Below are 22,981 nucleotides of genomic sequence, written 5' to 3' on the forward strand. Positions count from 1 at the left end.
TCTTGTCATTGTGGAAAGGCCAACATCCATAGCTTTGGCGGCATCTGCCACCGTGTATTTCTGGTCAACAACCAGTTGAGCGGATTCGCGTTTAAACTCTGCGCTAAAATTTCTTTTTTTCATTGGAGCACCTGTGTTGTTCTGAGGTGAGCATATCACCTCTGTTCAGGTGGCCAAATTCAGTGTGCCACTTCAGAGAAGCAAGTCAACGGAGGATATCGCTTCAGCTTTTAAGTGCGTGATAGACAAGCCCTTAAACGATGCTGAAAAATGTTAGCGTGCGCCGGAATGAAATATAGATCACTCTGATGTATTAGAACTTTCATACCCGGCGCTTAAACTGCCCTGCATCAATGCCATGTTGCTTCATTTTCCGCCACAGCGTAGTGCGGCCGATTCCAAGTAAAGCCGACATTTCCTGAATGCGACCGCCTGTGACCTGGGCTGCGTTAATAATTGCCTCTTTTTCAACTTCCGCAAATGACAGACTGGTGGAAAGGCGGGTGGCGCTGACATCATCTGTTGCCTGCTCGGTAAACAGATGTTCCGGCAAATCACTGACGCGAATGCGCCCATTATCACTACTCAGAGCAAGATTCTCGATGACGCTGTAAAGTTCAAAATCGTTGCCTGGCCATGCACAAGAAACCAGGCGAGCGAGGGCATCGTCATCAATTTTCAGCCGCGTAGAGAAGCGTTTTTCAAGACTGCGTAATTTGTTATTCACCAGCGCCGGAATGCTGCCACGCCGCATACGCAGAGGCGGGATGGTAATTTCAAATGCATGCAGCGCGTAATACAGCTGGCGACTAAAACGATTTTGTTCCACCAGCATTGCGAGGTCCGCGGTCGTTGTTGCAATCACTTTGACATCAATTGGTATTAAACGCCGCGCATCCAGTCGCGTGATAACACCCTGCTTGATAACCTGAAGCAAAGCAGACTGTAACTCCACCGCCAGATATTCAATCTTTTCAAGAAACAGCGTGCCGCCGTGCGCCAGTTCCAGCCGACTCAGACGGCCATTTTCATTGTCCGTACGATCGCCACCAATAAATTCTTCCGCCAGTGCCGCATCACCATATAACTCACAATTGACGGCGATATAAGGACCTGCAGCACGCTCGCTTTCATTATGAATTGCCTGACTTAGCAGTGCCTTGCCCACGCCCTCTTCTCCACAAAGCAGGACAGGAAAGCTACTGCGCGCCGCCTGGCGACCAAAATGAATCAAGCGGCGGGTTTGCGGATCGTCCTGTGGCATATGAGCAAAGGTATGGCTGACTTTTCCTAATTGACTGGTCATCAACTGCCGCATCTGTTCCACAGGATGGAGCAACAAAATAAAGCTGGTTCCCTGCGTTTCTATTATCGGTTTAAGGGTTATCACCGCATCAATAAACTGATGCTGACTTTCAAAGGTTGCTTCTACGTGTTTGAGCGGATGTGCCTGTTTTATTGCTTGTTGCAATACGGCGGGTAACGTTAAGAGTTCAGTGATTGCCCGTCCCTGACTTGCCGTCGCGTCAAGGCGCAAGACCCGCGCCGCCTGGGCATTGATAAATTGCAAATTACCCTGCTCGTCCCAGCTAATCACGCCATCATCCATACTTTCTAACAGGGCATTAAGTTGATTTAAATGACGGTTAGTTTCAGTGAGCAAACTGTCCGTCAGCAGTAAATTTCCGACCTCGCGGGCGATTGCCAACGTCAACGGCAAATCAGCTGCGGTAGTTTGCTCAACCGGACACGCCAGCGCTATTGTTCCCGTCAATCGGCCCTTGCTGTCAAACAACAGCGTTGCACAAAAGGCCCAGTTCCAGAGTGCCTGTTTGAAATGTTGATCGGCCATCGTTTTCACGGCCTGACCAGAGATAGCCGCTAACGATAGCGCACAAGTACCAATAATTCCCTCGGCGCAATACGTGCCGTCATGGAATCCAAGTGCACTTAGCTGCTGCAAGGTTTGCGGATCGCCATTACGGCTGAGAATGCAGGCGGTTTCATCGAGGATAAACAGCGCACACTCTCGCGGTGCCATATATTCCCAGGCATCTTCCAGCGCAGCCTGCCCGAGCGTCAGCATCGCTTTCTTACGCCGATAAATAGAAGCAAATGTCACGCCCTGGGCCTGATGTGGTACGCTCCATGTCTCCCGTTTCATCAGCTTATTGCATCGCTCCCAGGAGGTTGCAATTAAGGGAGATATGCCCCGACCATCGTTGTTAAAAGCGCCACTCATATCCCGCATCCCTTATGACAAAAGGTGTTCCGGCTCGCAATTTTAAGTATTAATACACGTAAAAGTTTCAATATGGAACATTCATTAAAGCATATGTTTCACTATGAAACATAATTTGGGCTAATTTTCTTTTCCCTTGCCTGATGCACAATGGATTCATCGGTAGTCAGTGGTCGCCGTGTCGTTGAACATCATCCATGCCCTACCGTAATTGCTGGAGCAAAATAATGAAAAAATTGATCAATGATGTGCAAGACGTACTGGACGAACAACTGGCAGGACTGGCGAAAGCGCATCCATCGCTGACACTGCATCAGGATCCGGTGTATGTCACCCGAGCTGATGCCCCTGTTGCAGGAAAAGTCGCCCTGCTGTCGGGTGGCGGCAGCGGACACGAGCCGATGCACTGTGGGTATATCGGTCAGGGGATGCTTTCGGGGGCCTGTCCGGGCGAAATTTTCACCTCACCGACGCCCGATAAAATCTTTGAATGCGCCATGCAAGTTGATGGCGGCGAAGGTGTACTGTTGATTATCAAAAATTACACCGGCGATATTCTTAACTTTGAAACAGCGACCGAGTTACTGCACGATAGCGGCGTAAAAGTGACCACTGTGGTCATTGATGACGACGTTGCGGTAAAAGACAGTCTTTATACTGCCGGGCGACGCGGCGTTGCCAACACCGTATTAATTGAAAAACTCGTAGGCGCAGCGGCGGAGCGTGGCGACTCACTGGACGCCTGTGCGGAACTGGGGCGTAAGTTGAATAATCAAGGCCACTCAATAGGTATCGCTCTCGGTGCCTGTACCGTTCCTGCCGCGGGCAAACCTTCTTTTACCCTGGCGGATAATGAGATGGAGTTTGGCGTCGGCATTCATGGTGAGCCGGGTATTGACCGCCGCTCCTTCTCTTCCCTTGATCAAACCGTCGATGAAATGTTCGACACCCTGCTGGGAAATGGCTCATACCATCGCACTTTACGTTTCTGGGATTATCAACAAGGCAGTTGGCAGGAAGAACAACAAACCAAACAACCGCTCCAGTCTGGCGATCGGGTGATTGCGCTGGTTAACAATCTTGGCGCAACTCCGCTTTCTGAGCTGTACGGCGTCTATAACCGCCTGACCACACGTTGCCAGCAAGCGGGATTGACTATCGAACGTAATTTAATTGGCGCGTACTGCACCTCACTGGATATGACCGGTTTCTCAATCACCTTACTGAAAGTTGATGACGAAACGCTGGCACTCTGGGACGCCCCGGTCCACACCCCGGCCCTTAACTGGGGTAAATTAGGAGAAAGCAATGTCACTGAGCAGAACTCAAATTGTTAACTGGCTCACTCGTTGTGGCGATATTTTCAGCACCGAGAGCGAGTATCTTACCGGACTGGATCGCGAAATTGGCGACGCTGACCACGGGCTAAATATGAACCGAGGCTTTAGCAAAGTGGTGGAAAAACTCCCTGCTATCGCAGATAAAGATATCGGTTTCATTCTCAAGAATACCGGTATGACGCTGCTTTCCAGCGTCGGTGGTGCCAGTGGTCCGCTGTTCGGTACCTTCTTTATCCGCGCCGCACAGGCGACCCAGGCACGGCAAAGCCTGACACTGGAAGAGCTTTATCAGATGTTCCGCGATGGCGCGGACGGCGTAATCAGTCGCGGGAAAGCCGAACCTGGCGATAAAACCATGTGTGATGTGTGGGTGCCGGTGGTGGAATCGTTACGTCAGTCCAGCGAGCAAAATCTCTCTGTTCCGGTGGCGCTCGAAGCTGCCAGTAGCATCGCCGAATCCGCTGCACAAAGTACGATTACGATGCAAGCCCGCAAAGGCCGCGCCAGTTATCTCGGTGAACGCAGTATTGGTCACCAGGATCCCGGCGCGACCTCGGTGATGTTTATGATGCAAATGTTGGCGTTAGCCGCAAAAGAGTAAGGAATTGGTGATGGTAAACCTGGTCATAGTTTCACATAGCAGCCGACTGGGAGAAGGTGTCGGTGAATTAGCCCGTCAGATGTTAATGAGTGATAGTTGTAAAATCGCCATTGCCGCGGGAATTGACGATCCACAAAATCCTATTGGTACCGATGCCGTCAAAGTGATGGAGGCCATCGAATCTGTTGCTGATGCCGACCATGTGCTGGTCATGATGGATATGGGTAGCGCATTATTGAGTGCTGAAACTGCGCTGGAATTGCTGGCTCCCAAGATCGCCGCAAAAGTACGTTTGTGTGCTGCGCCGTTGGTCGAAGGTACACTGGCAGCAACGGTCAGCGCGGCCTCGGGAGCGGATATCGACAAAGTTATCTTTGACGCTATGCATGCGCTGGAAGCCAAACGTGAACAACTGGGTTTACCGTCCTCCGACACTGAAATCTCTGACACATGTCCTGCGTACGATGAAGAAGCCCGTTCTCTGGCGGTGGTCATAAAAAACCGTAACGGCCTGCATGTACGTCCGGCCTCCCGGCTGGTTTATACCTTATCGACATTTAATGCCGATATGTTGCTGGAAAAAAACGGCAAATGCGTCACACCAGAGAGTATTAACCAGATTGCGTTACTACAAGTTCGCTATAACGATACGCTGCGCCTGATTGCGAAAGGGCCAGAAGCTGAAGAGGCACTGATCGCTTTCCGTCAGCTGGCTGAAGATAACTTTGGTGAAACGGAGGAAGTCGCTCCACCTACTCTGCGTCCCGTTCCGCCTGTTTCGGGTAAAGCCTTTTATTATCAACCAGTTTTATATACGGTACAGGCAAAATCAACCCTGACCGTGGAAGAAGAACAAGATCGATTACGCCAGGCTATTGACTTCACGTTATTAGATCTGATGACGTTAACAGCGAAAGCAGAAGCCAGCGGGCTTGACGATATTGCCGCAATCTTTTCTGGTCACCATACACTGTTAGATGATCCGGAACTGCTGGCGGCGGCAAGCGAACTCCTTCAGCATGAACATTGCACGGCAGAATATGCCTGGCAGCAAGTTCTTAAAGAACTTAGCCAGCAATACCAGCAACTGGATGATGAATATCTACAAGCTCGCTATATTGATGTGGACGATCTTCTGCATCGCACCCTGGTCCACCTGACCCAAACGAAAGAAGAACTCCCGCAGTTTAACTCGCCAACTATTCTACTGGCGGAGAACATTTATCCTTCCACAGTACTGCAACTGGATCCGGCGGTTGTAAAAGGTATCTGCCTTAGCGCCGGAAGTCCGGTATCCCACAGCGCCCTAATCGCCCGTGAACTGGGGATTGGCTGGATTTGCCAGCAGGGTGAGAAACTGTATGCGATACAACCAGAAGAAACGCTAACGCTGGACGTTAAAACGCAACGTTTCAACCGTCAGGGTTAAGCCACTGTTCGGATGGCATCGTTCTGATGTCATCCGGCAATTTACTCAGCACTAATGGTTTTTAACTACCTGTTATATTTTTCACCAATTTATGATGATTTTTCTTCGCTAATCACGAACCCAACGCCGCTGGCTGGCTAATAAACAGACGTTATTTGATCACTCTATTTCGCCGTTATTTATCCCTTTAATTCCCTTTTCTAAAATGCCTGACAGTTCGCAGAATGAGATTTCGATCATGCAGCTAGTGCGATCCTGAACTAAGGTTTTCTGATACTTGAATACCGTTTTATTCGGTTTCGCCAAAGGAGAATGATTGATGAAATCCCCCGCACCTTCTCGCCCGCAAAAAATGGCGTTAATTCCAGCCTGTATCTTTTTGTGTTTCGCTGCGCTATCGGTGCAGGCAGAAGAAACACCGGTAACACCACAGCCGCCTGATATTTTATTAGGGCCGCTGTTTAATGATGTGCAAAACGCCAAACTTTTTCCGGACCAAAAAACCTTTGCCGATGCCGTGCCGAACAGCGATCCGCTGATTATCGGATGCAGCAAAACCAGAGCGGATTTGATCTGCGCCATTTCGTTAACGTCAATTTCACCCTGCCGAAAGAAGGCGAGAAATATGTTCCGCCAGAGGGGCAGTCACTGCGCGAACATATTGACGGACTTTGGCCGGTATTAACGCGTTCTACCGAAAACACCGAAAAATGGGATTCTCTGTTACCGCTGCCGGAACCTTATGTCGTGCCGGGCGGACGTTTTCGCGAGGTATATTACTGGGACAGTTACTTCACCATGTTAGGACTTGCCGAAAGCGGTCACTGGGATAAAGTCGCGGATATGGTGGCCAATTTTGCTCATGAAATAGACACTTACGGTCATATTCCCAACGGCAACCGCAGTTACTATTTAAGCCGCTCGCAACCGCCCTTCTTTGCCCTGATGGTAGAGTTACTGGCGCAGCATGAAGGCGATGCCGCGTTGAAGCAATACCTGCCGCAAATGCAAAAAGAATATGCTTACTGGATGGACGGTGTTGAAAACCTGCAAGCCGGACAACAGGAAAAACGCGTTGTCAAACTTCAGGATGGTACCCTTCTCAACCGCTACTGGGACGATCACGATACGCCACGACCAGAGTCATGGGTGGAAGATATTGCCACCGCCAAAAGCAATCCGAATCGACCTGCCACTGAAATTTACCGCGACCTGCGCTCTGCCGCTGCGTCTGGCTGGGATTTCAGCTCGCGCTGGATGGACAACCCGCAGCAGTTAAATACCTTACGCACCACCAGCATCGTACCGGTCGATCTGAACAGCCTGATGTTTAAAATGGAAAAAATCCTCGCCCGCGCCAGCAAAGCTGCAGGAGATAACGCGATGGCAAACCAGTACGAAACGCTGGCGAATGCCCGTCAAAAAGGAATCGAAAAATACCTGTGGAACGATCAACAAGGCTGGTATGCCGATTACGACCTGAAAAGTCATAAAGTGCGCAATCAGTTAACCGCGGCCGCCCTGTTCCCGCTGTACGTCAATGCGGCAGCGAAAGATCGCGCCAACAAAATGGCGACGGCGACGAAAACACATCTGCTGCAACCCGGCGGCCTGAACACCACGTCGGTGAAAAGTGGGCAACAATGGGATGCGCCAAATGGCTGGGCACCGTTACAGTGGGTCGCGACAGAAGGATTACAAAACAACGGGCAAAAAGAGGTGGCGAATATCCATTACAGGATGGCTTTGGCTGGACCAATGGCGTGACGCTGAAAATGCTGGATTTGATCTGCCCGAAAGAGCAACCGTGTGACAATGTTCCGGCGACGCGTCCGACCGTTAAGTCAGCAACGACGCAACCCTCAACCAAAGAGGCACAACCCACACCTTAACCAGCGCTTACTCCGACAACGTCATTCGGCTTCTCCGGATGGCGTTGTCGGCAGATAACACCATAGCTATGGTGTTTTCTACACAGACGGTTTTTCAAGTCCTGGCGGGAAGTATTGCGCAAATGTTTGCCATACGTGGTTGCCGAAGATAGCGTCATTTCTACGGGTAAGTGTTTCACTATCATCCCCCGGTGATTTACACCGACGTTGCCTATATAAAGCATCGATTGCTACCTGAATATTGTTACGGTGTTCACTCATCAACGTTTTTTTGCTTTCTGGAGTTAAATTAATAATCACATAATCCAGACACTCCAGAGAATTTAGCAACCAAAAAAAGAATTCAGACCATTCCTCTTCGCGTAACTGAAGCATTGCCGAACGGGTATTTTGGCTTAATCTGCCAGAAGGATTGATCAATTCTAAATGTTCAATAAGCGCAGCCAAAACCGCCTCACTATCCGCCCCATTTTTAACGCCTGACTGGCTACTGTCTAAAATATTTATTTTCTGAATCACACCAAAAACAACGAAACAATAATTAAAAAAGGATTCTGTTGTTGTTACCGGGAACCGACTTTATCGGATATCGAAGTGCTATATTGATTTTTTTCACCCGTAAAGCAGGTGTCGAATATACGTTCTGATGTGAAAAGCGGATAGCGGCATCTGTATCGCTATCCGCCTTATGAAAATCTTATTCTCTTCGCAGCAGGCGGAATACGCCCAGAACGAGAATAGCTCCCACCACCGCCACCAGGAAGCTGTGCAAATCAAAACCGCTGATGGAGCCGCCAATGCCAAACATGGTCGCCAGCCAGCCGCCGACCACCGCACCGACTATCCCGAGAATACAGGTCTGGAAAAATCCACCACCATCACGCCCCGGCATGATTAGCTTGGCGATAATGCCGGCTATCAGGCCAAAAATAATCCAGGCAATAATTCCCATGTTCAGGCCCTCGTTTCGATGAATCGGACGCAAGAAATGCTTACGTCAACGCTCTAAGTATAGGCAAGGGCGGGATCGATGCTGGGCGTATGTCGGCTGATTTAAGAACAACATGTAAAAAATATTCACGCATTTGTATTAAGTTTTGTTAACTGTGACCGATAAACCAAAGACAGTTTGTCAGTCAGGAGTTTTTCCGCGTGAGTCATTACCATGAGCAGTTCCTGAAACAAAATCCGTTAGCCGTCCTGGGCGTGTTACGCGATTTGCACAAAGCCGCAATTCCTTTGCGTCTCAGTTGGAATGGCGGGCAGCTGATCAGCAAAATACTGGCAATAACCCCGGATAAACTGGTGCTGGATTTCGGCAGTCAAGCCGAAGACAACATCGCCGTGCTAAAGGCGCAGCATATTACCATTACCGCCGAAACTCAGGGTGCGAAAGTCGAGTTTACTGTTGAACAACTACAGCAGAGTGAATACTTGCAGCTTCCGGCATTTATTACCGTACCGCCTCCCACCTTATGGTTTGTACAACGACGCCGATATTTCCGCATCTCCGCCCCACTCCATCCGCCTTATTTTTGCCAGACCAAACTGGCGGATAACAGTACGTTACGTTTCCGCCTGTATGATTTGTCGTTAGGCGGCATGGGCGCATTACTGGAAACAGCAAAGCCTGCCGAATTACAAGAAGGCATGCGCTTCGCTCAGATTGAAGTCAACATGGGGCAATGGGGTGTTTTTCACTTTGACGCCCAGTTAATCTCCATCAGCGAGCGCAAAGTGATTGATGGCAAGAATGAAACCATCACCACTCCCCGTCTGAGCTTCCGTTTTCTTAACGTCAGCCCGACGGTGGAGCGGCAATTACAACGGATTATTTTCTCTCTCGAGCAGGAAGCCCGGGAGAAAGCGGACAAAGTACGCGACTGATTTACATCGCGTCCAGTGCCTGCTCAAGTTTGTAGATATAGCGCGGAGCCTGCGGCGCAGGATGATTGCGCGCTACGTGATCGAGGAACTCGTCAGCATCCAAATCGTTGATTTTGCTGATCGCCTTTTTCCGATCTGACGAGAAAGTCCGTAGCAGCGCACCTGCCCCGTTAGCGTATGACACCACCAGCGCATATTGCAGTACCTTCGGATCTTCAATGCCTGCCAGCGGGCCGGTTTCCAGAATATTCAGGTAAGCCGCCCCCATTGAAATATTACGCTCTGGATTTTTCAGCTCGCTGGTCGTCGGCTCACCACTCCAGCCCATACGGCGATAAACATCACGTCCGGAGGTTGAAGCTTTTAACTGCATCAAACCAATGGCATTCGATTTACTCACCGCGTTCGGATTACCACCCGATTCGATAGCGATAATCGCCGTGATCAATTGTGGATCGACGCCCCAGGCTGCACCGGCTTTCTGGCTTATTGGCATCCACTGCATCGCACGTTGCACCGGAACTTTCGCGTTCCACGGCGGGTTCGTATAGTCATGCTTTGATGAACAACCCGCTAATAACACAATCAAAAAGGCAAACCATCTCAATTTCACTTCTTCTATCCTTATAGCCTGGAATCGCCGTTGAGGTGACAACGGCACACCTAAGCGGCATGATATACATTTCGTTTCTGTTGTCAGCAAGGAATTGCCATGTCTCTGTTTCACTTAATTGCCCCATCGGGTTACAGCATTAAACAGCACGCCGCGCTGCGTGGTATCCAGCGCCTTACCGACGCGGGGCATCAAGTCAATAACGTCGAGGTTATTGCCCGTCGTTGTGAGCGTTTTGCGGGTACGGAAACGGAGCGTCTGGAAGATCTCAATTCCCTTGCCAGACTGACTACACCCAACACCATCGTGCTGGCTGTACGCGGCGGTTACGGTGCCAGTCGTTTACTGGCAGATATTGACTGGCAGGCACTGGTGGCTCGCCAACAACATGACCCGTTACTCATTTGCGGACATAGCGATTTTACCGCCATTCAGTGCGGTCTTCTGGCGCAAGGCAATGTCATCACCTTTAGCGGCCCCATGCTGGTAGTAAACTTTGGTGCGGATGAACTGAACGCCTTTACCGAGCACCATTTCTGGCTGGCGTTACGCAATAAAACCTTCACCATTGAATGGCAAGGGGAAGGCCCGACATGTCAGACCGAAGGCACGTTGTGGGGAGGCAATCTTGCGATGCTGATTTCACTGATTGGTACACCGTGGATGCCAAAAATTGAGAACGGTATCCTGGTACTGGAAGATATTAACGAGCACCCTTTCCGCGTCGAACGTATGCTGTTGCAGCTCTATCATGCGGGAATTTTGCCACGTCAGAAGGCGATTATTCTCGGTAGCTTTAGCGGCAGCACGCCCAATGATTATGACGCAGGTTACAACCTGGAGTCAGTGTACGCGTTTTTGCGTTCCCGCCTGTCGATTCCACTCATTACCGGCCTCGATTTTGGTCATGAACAACGCACGGTTACGCTGCCGTTGGGCGCACATGCCATTCTGAATAACACCCGGGAAGGCACTCAGTTGACGATTAGCGGTCATCCTGTTCTTAAAATGTAAAAAAATCACGCTTCAGGGCTAAGTAAAACGCTGTCTCTGCCGCTAATATGGTAGGGTTTATATAAGAGACAGCGTAATCAGGAGTAACCGACCGTTGGATGCCACAACAATAATTAGCCTTTTCATCTTAGGATCCATCCTTGTCACCAGCAGTATATTACTTAGTTCATTTTCTTCCCGTCTTGGCATTCCTATTCTGGTTATTTTTCTGGCGATCGGCATGCTGGCAGGAGTCGATGGCGTCGGCGGTATCCCGTTTGATAATTACCCCTTCGCCTACATGGTAAGTAACCTGGCACTGGCGATTATTTTGCTCGACGGCGGGATGCGCACTCAGGCCAGTTCCTTTCGTGTGGCGTTAGGACCGGCACTGTCGCTGGCGACGCTGGGCGTGCTTATCACCTCTGGTTTAACCGGCATGATGGCGGCGTGGCTGTTTAATCTTGATTTGATTGAAGGCTTATTAATCGGCGCTATCGTCGGCTCTACCGATGCTGCAGCGGTCTTTTCTCTGCTGGGTGGTAAGGGGCTTAACGAACGTGTTGGCTCGACGCTGGAAATTGAATCCGGCAGTAATGATCCAATGGCGGTCTTTCTGACGATTACCCTGATTGCGATGATCCAGCAACATGAAAGCAGTGTCAGTTGGATGTTCGTGGTCGATATTCTGCAGCAATTTGGCCTCGGGATTGTCATCGGACTTGGCGGTGGTTATTTACTGCTGCAAATGATTAATCGCATCGCCCTGCCTGCCGGATTATATCCATTGCTGGCATTAAGCGGCGGTATTTTAATTTTTGCTTTAACCACGGCGCTGGAAGGCAGCGGTATTCTGGCTGTTTATCTGTGCGGTTTTCTGCTGGGTAATCGGCCGATTCGCAACCGCTACGGCATCCTGCAAAATTTCGACGGCCTCGCCTGGCTGGCGCAAATCGCCATGTTCCTGGTGCTGGGGCTATTGGTTAACCCAAGCGATCTGCTGCCTATTGCCATTCCGGCGCTCATTTTGTCGGCATGGATGATATTCTTCGCCCGTCCCCTTTCGGTATTTGCTGGATTGCTCCCCTTCCGCGGTTTCAATCTGCGTGAGCGCGTGTTTATCAGCTGGGTAGGATTACGCGGCGCGGTGCCAATCATCCTGGCCGTGTTCCCGATGATGGCGGGGCTGGAGAATGCACGTCTGTTCTTTAATGTCGCCTTCTTTGTGGTTCTGGTTTCACTGCTCTTGCAGGGAACATCACTCTCGTGGGCGGCTAAAAAAGCCAAAGTGGTGGTTCCGCCAGTGGGACGTCCGGTGTCACGCGTTGGCCTGGATATTCATCCGGAAAATCCGTGGGAGCAGTTTGTTTATCAATTGAGTGCCGATAAATGGTGCGTGGGCGCGGCACTGCGCGATTTGCATATGCCAAAAGAGACGCGTATTGCGGCACTGTTTCGTGATAACCAGTTGCTTCATCCTACCGGCAGCACCCGACTGCGCGAAGGCGATGTGTTGTGTGTAATTGGTCGGGAACGCGATCTTCCGGCGCTCGGTAAACTGTTCAGCCAGTCGCCGCCGGTCGCGCTGGATCAACGCTTCTTTGGTGACTTCATTCTCGAAGCCAGCGCCAAATATGCTGATGTTGCGCTGATATATGGCCTGGAAGACGGGCGAGAATATCGTGATAAGCAGCAAACGCTGGGTGAAATTGTCCAGCAGTTGTTAGGCGCGGCACCGGTTGTCGGTGACCAGGTAGAGTTTGCCGGGATGATCTGGACGGTGGCCGAGAAAGAAGATAATGAAGTGTTGAAGATTGGCGTACGGGTGGCTGAAGAGGAAGCTGAATCTTAAATTTAATGAAGCATCTATCGCCGGTTGCGATGCTTTGCTGAACGCAGCCTGAGCCTGCAATTGTTTGTCGTCCATAATTTAACCTTCATTTGATGTTGAATTGAACATATCAAAATCAGGCAATTACACAAATCTATGTACAGGCTCCATCAAGGGTAAAGCGTGATTTATCTGAAGTCGACTCCGAGTCAACAATGAAGCGTAAGCGTTTTATGTAGAACCCCTGTGCGGTGAGTTCAGGTTCCGGGGAAATAGTGTCCATCCTTTTAATGGACACTATCATGGGCAATGGCTCTGTCACATTAACAACTACAGTTGCTGACCAGCCGGATGGATGATTTTTTTTGCACCCAGAAGACGTTGCCTACGATCCGGCTTACAACAAGTTACACCGTCACAACCGGGACGCGTAGCGCCAGCGCGCACATCAACTCATAGCCCACCGTTCCGGCAGCGGCGGCGACATCATCAATTTTGATCTCCTTGCCCCACAGCTCAACCGGCGTACCAATACCCGCCTGCGGGCAAGGCGTTAAATCGACCGCCAGCATATCCATCGAGACGGTCCCCACCGTCATGGTGCGCACGCCGTCCACTAAAACAGGGGTACCGGTAGGCGCGTGGCGCGGATAACCGTCGGCGTACCCTGCGGCGACAATGCCGATTCGCTGTTCATCGCGCGCAGTATAGCGACCGCCGTAGCCCACACGCTCACCCGCTTTTAGCGTCTGGACACCAATAATCTCACTGCTTAGCGTCATCACCGGACGTAATCCGGTATTGGCGATATCACGCCACTGACCGGACGGCGAAGCGCCATACAAAATAATGCCAGGCCGAACCCAGTCAAAATGCGCTTCCGGATGCCACAGAGTCGCCGCCGAATTGGACAACGAACGCCGACACTCCAGCCCTTCCGCCGCCTGCTCAATACGCGCCATCGCGCTGGAAATTCCATCAGGATGTTCCGCTTCGGCAAAATGCGACATCAGGGTCATCTCGCCAACATTCGCCATTGCCCGCAACTGCTGCCAGACGGTAAGCACGCGATCGGGCTGGAAGCCCAACCGATTCATCCCACTGTTCACTTTAAGATAAATATCCAACGGTGCTTTTAGCCGCGCATTTTGCAGTGCTTTGAGCTGCCAGTTGCTGTGTACGCAGGTGGTCAGGCGGTGCTGGTCATAAATCTCCAGATCCTGAGCATGGAAAAATCCTTCCAGCATCAGGATCGGCCCCTTCCAGCCGCGCTCACGTAACGTTATTGCCTCTTCCAGGTTAAGTAATGCAAAGCCATCGGTGGCCCCGAGCGCGCTCCAGATACGCTCAATACCATGCCCGTAAGCGTTCGCTTTTACCACCCGCGTGCGGCGCGGCCTGGCGGACAATGGACAGATTCTGTTTTAATGCCTGCAGATCGAGGCTGGCCTGTATCGGACGGGTCATCTCGTTTCCTTAGCTGTGTGCGCCATGTAAATGGCCCGGACGTGATGGCGTAAATCCACGGCTGTAGCGCGCTACGCTTAGATCCTCATATGGGATCGCTGGCGTGCGACCAGAGAGCAGATCGCTTAACAACTGACCGGAACCGCAAGCCATCGTCCAGCCGAGCGTGCCGTGACCGGTATTCAGCCACAGATTTTTAAAGCGTGTACGCCCGACAACCGGCGTACCGTCTGGCGTCATCGGGCGCAAACCCGTCCAGAAAGTCGCCTGCTCGACATGACCGCCGCGTGGATAGAGATCGCGAACCACCATTTCCAGCGTTTCACGACGCGGTTGCAACAGCTCGGTGTTAAAACCAACAATTTCCGCCATTCCGCCAACACGAATGCGGTTATCGAAACGGGTAATGGCGATTTTGTAGGTTTCATCAAGAATGGTGGATACTGGCGCACCATCTTCCTGCGCAATTGGAATAGTCAGCGAGTAGCCTTTCAGCGGATACACCGGAATATCAACAATGCCTTTGAGCATCGCCGTCGAGTAAGAACCAAACGCCATCACATACGCATCGGCCTTAATCACTTCATCGCCACACTTCACGCCGTAGATTTGCTCGCCGTCGCAAAGCAGTTGGTCAACGGGCGTATTAAAGCGGAATTTAACCCCCGCCTGCTCTGCCATCCGCGCCAGATTCTGGGTAAACAGCTGGCAGTCTCCGGTTTCATCATTGGGCAGTTGCAGACCCCCCGTCAGTTTGTGCGCTACTTCTGCCAGCGCTGGCTCCACTTCCGCCAGGCGGCTGGATTCCAGCAGCTGATACGGTACGCCGGCATCTTCCAGCACGACGATATCGCGGGTCGCATTTTCATACTGTTGTTCGGTACGGAACAGTTGCAGCGTCCCACCCTGACGCCCTTCATACTGAATATTGGTTTCGGCGCGCAATGCTTTCAGGCAATCACGGCTGTATTCCGCCAGACGCACCATCCGCCCTTTGTTTTCCATGTAGTGGCTGGTGTCGCAGTTACGTAACATTTGCCACATCCATTTCAACTGAAACTGCGTACCGTCGAGACGAACCGCCAGCGGCGCATGGCGCTGGAACATCCATTTGATCGCTTTTAAAGGCACACCTGGTGCCGCCCACGGTGCAGCATATCCGGGGGAGATTTGCCCGGCATTCGCGGCGCTGGTTTCCAGGGCGGCCCCCGGCTCCCGATCAATGACGGTGACCTCATGTCCTGCCTGATTTAAGTACCAGGCGCTGGCAACGCCTACCACACCACTTCCCAGTATGACAACTCGCATAGCCACTCCGATAACGGTAGATACAGTAAAAGAATAATAATCTAATTACATCTTGATAACTCAGTTGAAAATATTATTCAACATACAGCTTTTTTATGGTGAGCTGGCTCACATCTCCCTGACTCTGCGGCAATATGGCGTCTTTAGTATCTCCTGCTGAACGCCCTTTTTATCCAGCATAAAATTCCGTTCAGAAGCGGATTAGTGGCACTCTGATAATAAGAAATCGCAAAGAAAAAAATTCTCCGGCGACGCGGTTTTTAACAGGTGTTCTATGCTTGAAATGAGGTGCTCCACACAGAGAGCGCCGACAACAATGAGGTGCGCGTATGGCGACGATCGATTCTATGAATAAGGACACCACACGGTTGAGCGATGGACCCGACTGGACGTTCGACCTGCTGGATGTTTATCTGGCAGAGATAGACCGGGTGGCGAAACTCTACCGGCTGGATACCTACCCGCACCAGATTGAAGTGATAACCTCAGAACAGATGATGGATGCCTACTCCAGCGTCGGCATGCCAATTAACTATCCGCACTGGTCATTCGGTAAAAAGTTTATCGAGACTGAACGGCTGTATAAGCACGGTCAGCAAGGACTGGCCTATGAAATCGTCATTAACTCTAACCCGTGTATCGCTTACCTGATGGAAGAGAACACCATTACCATGCAAGCGCTGGTGATGGCACACGCCTGCTATGGGCATAACTCTTTCTTTAAAAACAATTACTTATTCCGCAGTTGGACCGACGCCAGTTCGATTGTCGATTATCTGATTTTTGCCCGTAAATATATTACCGAGTGCGAAGAACGTTATGGCGTGGATGAAGTAGAACGGCTTCTGGACTCGTGCCACGCGCTGATGAACTACGGCGTGGACCGGTACAAACGCCCGCAAAAAATCTCGCTGCAAGAAGAGAAAGCCCGGCAGAAAAGTCGCGAAGAGTATCTACAAAGTCAGGTCAATATGCTCTGGCGTACCCTGCCGAAGCGCGAGGAAGAGAAAACGGTTGCTGAAGCGCGCCGCTATCCGTCCGAACTACAAGAAAACCTGCTCTATTTTATGGAGAAAAATGCGCCACTGCTGGAATCATGGCAGCGTGAAATCCTGCGTATTGTGCGTAAGGTGAGCCAGTATTTTTATCCGCAAAAACAGACTCAGGTGATGAACGAAGGCTGGGCCACCTTCTGGCACTACACCATCCTTAACCATCTGTATGATGAAGGGAAAGTAACGGAACGTTTTATGCTGGAGTTTTTGCACAGCCACACCAATGTGGTCTTCCAGCCCCCCTATAACAGCCCGTGGTACAGCGGCATCAACCCGTATGCCCTCGGGTTCGCCATGTTCCAGGATATTAAACGGATTTGTCAGTCGCCAACGGAAGAAGACAAATACTGGTTCCCGGATATCGCCGGTTCCGACTGGCTGGAAACGCTGCATTTCGCGATGCGTGATTTCAAAGATGAGAGTTTTATCAGCCAGTTTCTGTCACCGAAAGTGATGCGTGATTTCCGCTTCTTCACCGTGCTGGATGACGATCGGCATAATTATCTGGAGATTTCCGCTATTCATAATGAAGAAGGTTATCGGGAGATCCGTAACCGGTTATCGTCGCAATATAACTTAAGTAATCTGGAGCCGAATATTCAGATCTGGAACGTGGATTTGCGCGGTGACCGTTCGCTGACGCTGCGTTACATTCCACATAATCGCGCACCGCTGGATCGGGGGCGCAAAGAAGTGCTGAAGCATGTGCATCGCCTGTGGGGATTTGATGTGATGCTGGAACAGCAAAACGAAGATGGCAGCGTCGAGTTGCTGGAACGTTGCCCGCCAAGAATGGGAAATCTGTAAAAACAACAAAAAACCCCTCGTTTGAGGGGTTTGCTTTTTAAACGGAAGGGATTATCGCCCCTGAATGGCTAAATCACCCGGCAGATTTTTCTGCATCCGGTGCCAAATCTCGCCACTCTCATGCCCATAGCGACGCACTGTTTCGTACACCTGATCGTGCGCGCCTTCACTGCACAACGCCGACAGTTTGTGGTAGAAGCCCAGCGCCAGACTGCGCGCTTCCGGATTGGCGAAATAGTGACGACCAATGCGCGTATACAGCCCTTTCATCCCGTTAAGGATCAGACCGTAAATCGGGTTGCCGGAAGCAAACGCCAGGCCGCGGAATATGTTGTAATCCAGCTCGGCAAAGGCATCGGCGTGATCGGCCACTTCATTAGCGGTAGCCAGCACTTCCTGCGCTTTATCGGGATGCTGACGAAACGCGGTGCGAATAAAAATAGTGGAAATATTGGTACGCACCGACAGCAAATTATCAATAAGCTGCGGCACACTTTCGTGATCCAGTCGCGCCAGTGTTTCAAGGATATTTAAACCAGAGGTTTCCCAGAAATTATTCACCTTCGTCGGCTTGCCATGTTGAATGGTCAACCAGCCATCTCGTGCCAGACGCTGTAACACTTCACGTAACGTAGTACGCGTTACGCCAATTAATTCTGAAAGTTCACGTTCTGCGGGCAAAATAGTCCCGGGAGGGAAGCGGTTATTCCAGATACTTTCAATAATGTACTCTTCCGCGAAACCCGCCGGGCTTTGCGCCTTAATGACCATAGTGAGATTTCCATAACACAGCAAAACAAAGTTGGACTCATCATACCAGAGGGCTAACTACGCTGATAGCAGACAAAAAGAAGAAAAAAGGGATCAAGGCTTCATTTTCCGCATCTCTTTCCCCTTGACTATCAAGACTTGCCTCACTCCTGCCTGACCGTTAAGCTTTGCGTTTAAACATAAAAACATCATTGATTATTTGTAAGGTAAGGGAAACCATCATGGAGATCTCCTGGGGCCGCGCGCTATGGCGCAATTTTTTGGGCCAGTCCCCCGACTGGTACAAACTCGCCCTCATCATTTTCTTAATCGTAAATCCGTTAATTTTCCTCATCAGCCCTTTCGTCGCTGGCTGGTTGCTGGTAGCGGAATTTATTTTCACTCTGGCGATGGCCCTGAAATGCTACCCGCTACTCCCCGGTGGTCTGTTGGCTATTGAAGCGGTATTCATCGGCATGACCAGCGCGGAACACGTCCGTGAAGAGGTGGCGGCAAATCTTGAAGTCTTGCTGTTACTGATGTTTATGGTGGCGGGTATCTATTTTATGAAACAGCTATTGCTGTTCATATTTACCCGTTTGCTGTTAAGCATTCGTTCCAAAATGCTGCTGTCGCTCTCTTTTTGCGTGGCGGCGGCGTTCCTCTCCGCGTTCCTCGATGCCTTAACCGTCGTGGCGGTGGTGATCAGCGTTGCAGTCGGTTTTTATGGTATTTATCACCGCGTAGCCTCTTCCCGTACTGAAGATACCGACCTGCAAGACGATAGTCATATCGACAAGCATTACAAAGTGGTTCTGGAACAGTTCCGTGGCTTTCTGCGTAGCCTGATGATGCATGCCGGTGTCGGCACCGCATTAGGCGGCGTAATGACCATGGTGGGCGAACCACAGAACCTGATCATCGCTAAAGCGGCTGGCTGGCATTTTGGCGATTTCTTCCTGCGCATGTCGCCGGTGACCGTTCCGGTTCTGATTTGTGGCCTGTTAACCTGCCTGCTGGTAGAGAAGCTGCGTTGGTTTGGCTACGGTGAAACGCTGCCGGAGAAAGTCCGCGAAGTGTTGCAACAGTTTGACGATCAAAGCCGCCACCAGCGTACCCGTCAGGATAAAATCCGTCTGATTGTCCAGGCGATTATCGGCGTCTGGCTGGTGACTGCGCTGGCGTTGCATCTGGCGGAGGTTGGCTTGATTGGTTTGTCGGTCATTATTCTGGCGACATCATTGACCGGTGTCACCGATGAACATGCTATCGGTAAAGCCTTCACCGAATCTCTGCCATTCACCGCACTGTTGACGGTGTTTTTCTCGGTAGTCGCGGTGATTATCGACCAACAACTGTTTTCGCCGATTATTCAGTTTGTGTTGCAGGCATCGGAACATGCTCAGCTGTCGTTGTTCTATATTTTCAACGGCCTGCTGTCATCCATTTCGGATAACGTCTTCGTGGGGACGATTTATATCAACGAAGCGAAAGCGGCAATGGAAAGTGGCGCTATCACGTTGAAGCAATACGAGCTGCTGGCGGTCGCCATTAATACCGGTACCAATCTGCCCTCTGTCGCTACGCCGAACGGTCAGGCTGCGTTCCTGTTCCTGCTGACCTCTGCACTCGCGCCATTGATTCGCCTCTCTTATGGCCGCATGGTGTGGATGGCCCTGCCTTACACCCTCGTCCTGACACTCGTCGGGCTGCTCTGCGTCGAGTTTACGCTTGCCCCTGTAACCGAATGGTTTATGCAAATGGGCTGGATAGCAACGCTTTGATAACAACTTACCGGGCATATAAATGCCCGGTTTGCCTTTTCGCCCGATAATTGTCCAATTGCGTCCTATTTTTGCTGCCTCCTGGTGGCGCAGCGAATGAATTGGTTTAAACTGCGCACTCTATGCATATTGCAGGGAAATGATTATGTTGCGATTTTTGAACCAATGTTCACAAGGCCGGGGCGCGTGGCTGTTGATGGCGTTTACTGCTCTGGCACTGGAACTGACGGCGCTGTGGTTCCAGCATGTGATGTTACTGAAACCTTGCGTGCTCTGTATTTATGAACGCTGCGCGTTATTCGGCGTTCTGGGTGCTGCGCTGATTGGCGCGATCGCCCCGAAAACTCCGCTGCGTTATGTAGCGATGGTTATCTGGTTGTATAGTGCGTTCCGCGGTGTGCAGTTAACTTACGAGCACACCATGCTTCAGCTCTATCCTTCGCCGTTTGCCACCTGTGATTTTATGGTTCGTTTCCCGGAATGGCTGCCGCTGGATAAATGGGTGCCGCAAGTGTTTGTCGCCTCTGGCGATTGCGCCGAGCGTCAGTGGGATTTTTTAGGTCTGGAAATGCCGCAGTGGCTGCTCGGTATTTTTATCGCTTACCTGATTGTCGCGGTGCTGGTGATGATTTCCCAGCCGTTTAAAGCGAAAAAACGTGATCTGTTCGGTCGCTAATCCATTCGGCGCTCCTGCGGGAGCGCTTTTTTCCTGCCGCTATATTTATTTGACCCGCAGTAAATCAGAACTTCGCGTTGTATAACGTGGTGAAAGCATGGCTCGCTTCATCTGCCATTGTTGTTGGATCCCCTGCCCGGCAAAATAGAGTGTTCCTCTGCCCTCTTTAGCATTCAGTGTATCCATTACCGTCATCAATTGCTCACTCCCGGGGCGCGGTGCGTTGTCATCGAATAAATTGAGCTGCGCGACTCCCTGACTGAAGAAATCCCCCAGCATCACGCCCGCTTTTTGGTAGCGATGGCCCGCTTGCCAGATGGCATCCAGAGATCGCGTAGCGGCGTTAATGATATCCCTGCTGTCCTGAGTGGGCGTCAGCAGTTTTACCGACGCGCTATTGCCGTAATAAGGTTCATTGAGCGCAAATGGTGACGTCTTAATAAATGTGGAGATAAACCGACAATATTGATGCTCACTGCGAAGTTTTTCCGCCGCCCGGGCAGCGTAACTACAAATGGCCTGCCGCATCGACGTATAATCCGTGATACGTTCACCAAACGAGCGGGAACAGATAATTTCCTGCTTTGTCGGTGCAAATTCTTCCAGTAGCAAACAGGGTTCACCGCGCAGTTCACGCACCGTTCTTTCGAGCACGACATTAAAATGTTTACGGATAAACCGGATATCTGTATCCGCCAAATCAAGAACGGTTTTGATCCCCATCGCGTCCAGTTTTTTGCTGATCCGCCGTCCAATCCCCCAGACGTCATCCACGGGGAGAGCAGACATTAATTTACGCTGGCGTTCCAGATTTGATAAATCCACCACCCCCCCGTCTGCCGCTGCCATTTTTTTGCCGCATGATTGGCAAGCTTAGCCAGCGTTTTGGTCTGGGCGATCCCCACACCAACAGTAAGATGGGTACGTTGTAGCACCGTTGCGCGAATTTCTCTGCCAAAATCAGTCAGATCGCGACAATTACGCACACCTGTCAGATCGCAGAATGCCTCATCAATACTGTAAATCTCGACGCGGGGCGATAGTTCTTCCAGCGTCGACATCACCCGATTGCTCATGTCTGCGTAAAGCTCATAATTGCTGCTAAAGCAAACCACACCACAGCGACGAAACAGATCTTTTTGTTTGAACCAAGGATCGCCCATTTTAACACCCAGCGCCTTTGCCTCAGCGTTTCGGGCGATAACGCAACCGTCATTATTCGATAGCACAACCACCGGTTTACCCCATAAATCAGGGCGAAACACCGTCTCACAGCTGGCATAAAACGCGTTTACATCACAGAGAGCAAACATCAGCGCATCGCCTTAACGACGTGGATCACCACACCAAAGACATCCAGCGTATCTTCGCTACTGATGGTAATGGGCGAGTACGCACTGTTCATGGGAATAAGCTGTACCGTCGGGCGTAGTTGCAATTTTTTCACCGTAAACTCGCCGTCAACAGCAGCGATGACAATATCACCATGGCTGGCGGTAATAGCGCTATCGACAATCAGTAAATCACCGTCACTAATTCCACCATCAATCATAGAATCACCACTTGCTTTGACGAAGTAAGTCGCGCTGGGATGCTGGATCAACAGTTGATTCAGATCGATGCGCTGTTCGACGTAATCTGCTGCCGGTGAAGGAAAGCCACACTGAACAAGATCGCTAAATAGCGGAAAAGTCACAATTTCGCGGAGATCCGCAGGCTTGATAAACAACATAATAATCTGCCTGAAGTTATACTGTTTTTATATACAGTAGTCTATTCTTGCCAGCAGATCAATACTGATTCAGGCTATCAATATTTGTCGCTGTATAGACTGCTGATTTTTCGTTCTCTTATCCTGTGCTCACGTGGCCTTCTGGCGACGACGCTCATCCAGCAGAAATGAAAAATATCACCCGGCAAAAAAATAGAATAGAAGCATTCGGTAATGACTCCAACTTACTGATAGTGTTTTATGTTCAGATAATGCCCGATGACCTTGTCATGCAGCTCCACCGATTTTGAGAACGACAGTGACTTCCGTCCCAGCCTTGCCAGATGTTGTCTCAGATTCAGATTATGTCGCTCAATGCGCTGAGTGTAACGCTTGCTGATAACGTGCAGCTTTCCCTTCAGGCGTGATTCATACAGCGGCCAGCCATCCGTCATCCATACCACGACCTCAAAGGCCGACAGCAGGCTCAGAAGACGCTCCAGTGTGGCCAGAGTGCGTTCACCGAAGACGTGCGCCACAACCGTCCTCCGTATCCTGTCATACGCGTAAAACAGCCAGCGCTGACGTGATTTAG

General features: G+C 50.8%; 17 protein-coding genes and 5 pseudogenes. 10 read left to right on the forward strand and 12 right to left on the reverse strand.

Annotated features, from left to right (window positions below):
* The coding region (locus BFF42_RS21100) for an IS3 family transposase (RefSeq protein WP_005083954.1) at positions 1-123 on the reverse strand (123 nt) is incomplete at its 3' end.
* Positions 124-322: 199 nt separating this feature from the next.
* Positions 323-2,242 (reverse strand): dihydroxyacetone kinase operon transcriptional regulator DhaR, encoded by a 1,920-nt coding sequence (gene dhaR / locus BFF42_RS21105; protein WP_012421481.1) that lies wholly within the window; start codon positions 2,240-2,242, stop codon positions 323-325.
* 227 nt (positions 2,243-2,469) lie between these two features.
* Between dhaR and dhaK the strand changes: the two genes are divergently transcribed.
* The 4 genes and pseudogenes from dhaK to BFF42_RS21130 all read left to right on the forward strand — a co-directional run bounded on the left by dhaK (position 2,470) and on the right by BFF42_RS21130 (position 7,504).
* On the forward strand, positions 2,470-3,579 hold the full coding sequence (dhaK, locus tag BFF42_RS21110) for a dihydroxyacetone kinase subunit DhaK (protein WP_000733719.1): 1,110 nt from the start codon (positions 2,470-2,472) through the stop codon (positions 3,577-3,579).
* A complete protein-coding gene (dhaL, locus tag BFF42_RS21115; protein ID WP_000059411.1) occupies positions 3,551-4,183 on the forward strand; it encodes a dihydroxyacetone kinase subunit DhaL in 633 nt (210 codons plus the stop codon). The genes dhaK and dhaL overlap by 29 nt, the downstream gene beginning before the upstream one ends.
* Positions 4,184-4,193: 10 nt before the next feature.
* A complete protein-coding gene (dhaM, locus tag BFF42_RS21120; protein WP_005024965.1) occupies positions 4,194-5,612 on the forward strand; it encodes a dihydroxyacetone kinase phosphoryl donor subunit DhaM in 1,419 nt (472 codons plus the stop codon).
* A 319-nt stretch (positions 5,613-5,931) separates the two neighbouring features.
* Positions 5,932-7,504, forward strand: a pseudogene (locus BFF42_RS21130) (alpha,alpha-trehalase).
* 78 nt (positions 7,505-7,582) lie between these two features.
* On the opposite strand, the gene ycgY reads toward BFF42_RS21130, so the two are convergent.
* Both ycgY and BFF42_RS21140 read right to left on the reverse strand, forming a co-directional pair.
* The gene (ycgY, locus tag BFF42_RS21135; RefSeq protein ID WP_000615061.1) at positions 7,583-8,023 is read right to left on the reverse strand and encodes a protein YcgY; all 441 of its coding nucleotides are present in this window, start codon (positions 8,021-8,023) and stop codon (positions 7,583-7,585) included.
* 178 nt (positions 8,024-8,201) lie between these two features.
* A complete protein-coding gene (locus tag BFF42_RS21140) occupies positions 8,202-8,456 on the reverse strand; it encodes a GlsB/YeaQ/YmgE family stress response membrane protein (protein WP_012421463.1) in 255 nt (84 codons plus the stop codon).
* A gap of 200 nt (positions 8,457-8,656) precedes the next feature.
* Here BFF42_RS21140 and ycgR point away from each other — a divergent pair, with 200 nt between their 5' ends.
* The gene (gene ycgR / locus BFF42_RS21145) at positions 8,657-9,391 is read left to right on the forward strand and encodes a flagellar brake protein YcgR (protein WP_000020160.1); all 735 of its coding nucleotides are present in this window, start codon (positions 8,657-8,659) and stop codon (positions 9,389-9,391) included.
* Position 9,392: 1 nt separating this feature from the next.
* Here the strand turns inward: ycgR and emtA are convergent, their stop codons facing one another.
* A complete protein-coding gene (gene emtA / locus BFF42_RS21150; protein ID WP_001295616.1) occupies positions 9,393-10,004 on the reverse strand; it encodes a membrane-bound lytic murein transglycosylase EmtA in 612 nt (203 codons plus the stop codon).
* Positions 10,005-10,103: 99 nt separating this feature from the next.
* On the opposite strand from emtA, the gene ldcA reads away from it, so the two are divergent.
* Positions 10,104-11,018 (forward strand): muramoyltetrapeptide carboxypeptidase, encoded by a 915-nt coding sequence (ldcA, locus tag BFF42_RS21155; RefSeq protein ID WP_000051632.1) that lies wholly within the window; start codon positions 10,104-10,106, stop codon positions 11,016-11,018.
* Positions 11,019-11,112: 94 nt separating this feature from the next.
* Entirely contained in the window at positions 11,113-12,849 is a 1,737-nt protein-coding gene (locus BFF42_RS21160) for a potassium/proton antiporter (RefSeq protein WP_000340206.1), read from the forward strand.
* On the opposite strand, the pseudogene BFF42_RS28625 reads toward BFF42_RS21160, so the two are convergent.
* From BFF42_RS28625 to dadA, 3 genes and pseudogenes are all read right to left on the reverse strand, one after another.
* Positions 12,784-12,924: pseudogene (locus BFF42_RS28625) on the reverse strand (hypothetical protein); the annotation flags it as partial. The gene BFF42_RS21160 and the pseudogene BFF42_RS28625 overlap by 66 nt on opposite strands.
* A gap of 311 nt (positions 12,925-13,235) precedes the next feature.
* Positions 13,236-14,295 (reverse strand): annotated as a pseudogene (dadX, locus tag BFF42_RS21165) (catabolic alanine racemase DadX).
* A 9-nt stretch (positions 14,296-14,304) separates the two neighbouring features.
* Positions 14,305-15,603: a D-amino acid dehydrogenase gene (gene dadA, locus BFF42_RS21170; RefSeq protein ID WP_001266917.1), complete on the reverse strand. Its 1,299-nt coding sequence runs from the start codon at positions 15,601-15,603 to the stop codon at positions 14,305-14,307.
* A 329-nt stretch (positions 15,604-15,932) separates the two neighbouring features.
* On the opposite strand from dadA, the gene BFF42_RS21175 reads away from it, so the two are divergent.
* On the forward strand, positions 15,933-17,465 hold the full coding sequence (locus BFF42_RS21175) for a SpoVR family protein (RefSeq protein ID WP_000190849.1): 1,533 nt from the start codon (positions 15,933-15,935) through the stop codon (positions 17,463-17,465).
* Between the two features lie 51 nt (positions 17,466-17,516).
* On the opposite strand, the gene fadR is transcribed toward BFF42_RS21175, so the two are convergent.
* Positions 17,517-18,236 (reverse strand): fatty acid metabolism transcriptional regulator FadR, encoded by a 720-nt coding sequence (gene fadR / locus BFF42_RS21180; RefSeq protein ID WP_000234823.1) that lies wholly within the window; start codon positions 18,234-18,236, stop codon positions 17,517-17,519.
* A gap of 221 nt (positions 18,237-18,457) precedes the next feature.
* On the opposite strand from fadR, the gene nhaB reads away from it, so the two are divergent.
* Together nhaB and dsbB are read left to right on the forward strand one after the other, a co-directional pair.
* A complete protein-coding gene (gene nhaB, locus BFF42_RS21185) occupies positions 18,458-19,999 on the forward strand; it encodes a Na(+)/H(+) antiporter NhaB (protein ID WP_000406391.1) in 1,542 nt (513 codons plus the stop codon).
* A gap of 145 nt (positions 20,000-20,144) precedes the next feature.
* Positions 20,145-20,675, forward strand: coding sequence for a disulfide bond formation protein DsbB (dsbB, locus tag BFF42_RS21190; RefSeq protein WP_000943457.1), 531 nt, complete (start codon positions 20,145-20,147; stop codon positions 20,673-20,675).
* Between the two features lie 45 nt (positions 20,676-20,720).
* On the opposite strand, the pseudogene umuC reads toward dsbB, so the two are convergent.
* The 3 genes and pseudogenes from umuC to BFF42_RS21205 all read right to left on the reverse strand — a co-directional run.
* Positions 20,721-21,988: pseudogene (gene umuC, locus BFF42_RS21195) on the reverse strand (DNA polymerase V catalytic protein).
* Positions 21,988-22,407 carry a translesion error-prone DNA polymerase V autoproteolytic subunit gene (locus BFF42_RS21200; RefSeq protein ID WP_000897378.1) on the reverse strand — a complete coding sequence of 140 codons (420 nt, stop codon included), beginning with the start codon at positions 22,405-22,407 and terminating at the stop codon, positions 21,988-21,990. The pseudogene umuC and the gene BFF42_RS21200 overlap by 1 nt, the downstream one beginning before the upstream one ends.
* A gap of 224 nt (positions 22,408-22,631) precedes the next feature.
* Positions 22,632-22,981, reverse strand: a pseudogene (locus tag BFF42_RS21205) (IS1-like element IS1X2 family transposase); the annotation flags it as partial.

Origin of the sequence: Shigella sp. FC1661, assembly GCF_001712525.1 — a bacterium.
Classification (GTDB): domain Bacteria; phylum Pseudomonadota; class Gammaproteobacteria; order Enterobacterales; family Enterobacteriaceae; genus Escherichia; species Escherichia coli.

Bases quoted from the DNA above. Each gene is read 5' to 3' on its own strand.
- dhaR (WP_012421481.1), bottom strand. From the start codon at position 2,242: ATGAGTGGCGCTTTTAACAACGATGGTCGGGGCATATCTCCCTTAATT.
- dhaK (WP_000733719.1), top strand. From the start codon at position 2,470: ATGAAAAAATTGATCAATGATGTGCAAGACGTACTGGACGAACAACTG.
- dhaL (WP_000059411.1), top strand. From the start codon at position 3,551: ATGTCACTGAGCAGAACTCAAATTGTTAACTGGCTCACTCGTTGTGGC.
- dhaM (WP_005024965.1), top strand. From the start codon at position 4,194: ATGGTAAACCTGGTCATAGTTTCACATAGCAGCCGACTGGGAGAAGGT.
- BFF42_RS21140 (WP_012421463.1), bottom strand. From the start codon at position 8,456: ATGGGAATTATTGCCTGGATTATTTTTGGCCTGATAGCCGGCATTATC.
- ldcA (WP_000051632.1), top strand. From the start codon at position 10,104: ATGTCTCTGTTTCACTTAATTGCCCCATCGGGTTACAGCATTAAACAG.
- dadA (WP_001266917.1), bottom strand. From the start codon at position 15,603: ATGCGAGTTGTCATACTGGGAAGTGGTGTGGTAGGCGTTGCCAGCGCC.
- BFF42_RS21175 (WP_000190849.1), top strand. From the start codon at position 15,933: ATGGCGACGATCGATTCTATGAATAAGGACACCACACGGTTGAGCGAT.
- fadR (WP_000234823.1), bottom strand. From the start codon at position 18,236: ATGGTCATTAAGGCGCAAAGCCCGGCGGGTTTCGCGGAAGAGTACATT.
- nhaB (WP_000406391.1), top strand. From the start codon at position 18,458: ATGGAGATCTCCTGGGGCCGCGCGCTATGGCGCAATTTTTTGGGCCAG.
- dsbB (WP_000943457.1), top strand. From the start codon at position 20,145: ATGTTGCGATTTTTGAACCAATGTTCACAAGGCCGGGGCGCGTGGCTG.
- BFF42_RS21200 (WP_000897378.1), bottom strand. From the start codon at position 22,407: ATGTTGTTTATCAAGCCTGCGGATCTCCGCGAAATTGTGACTTTTCCG.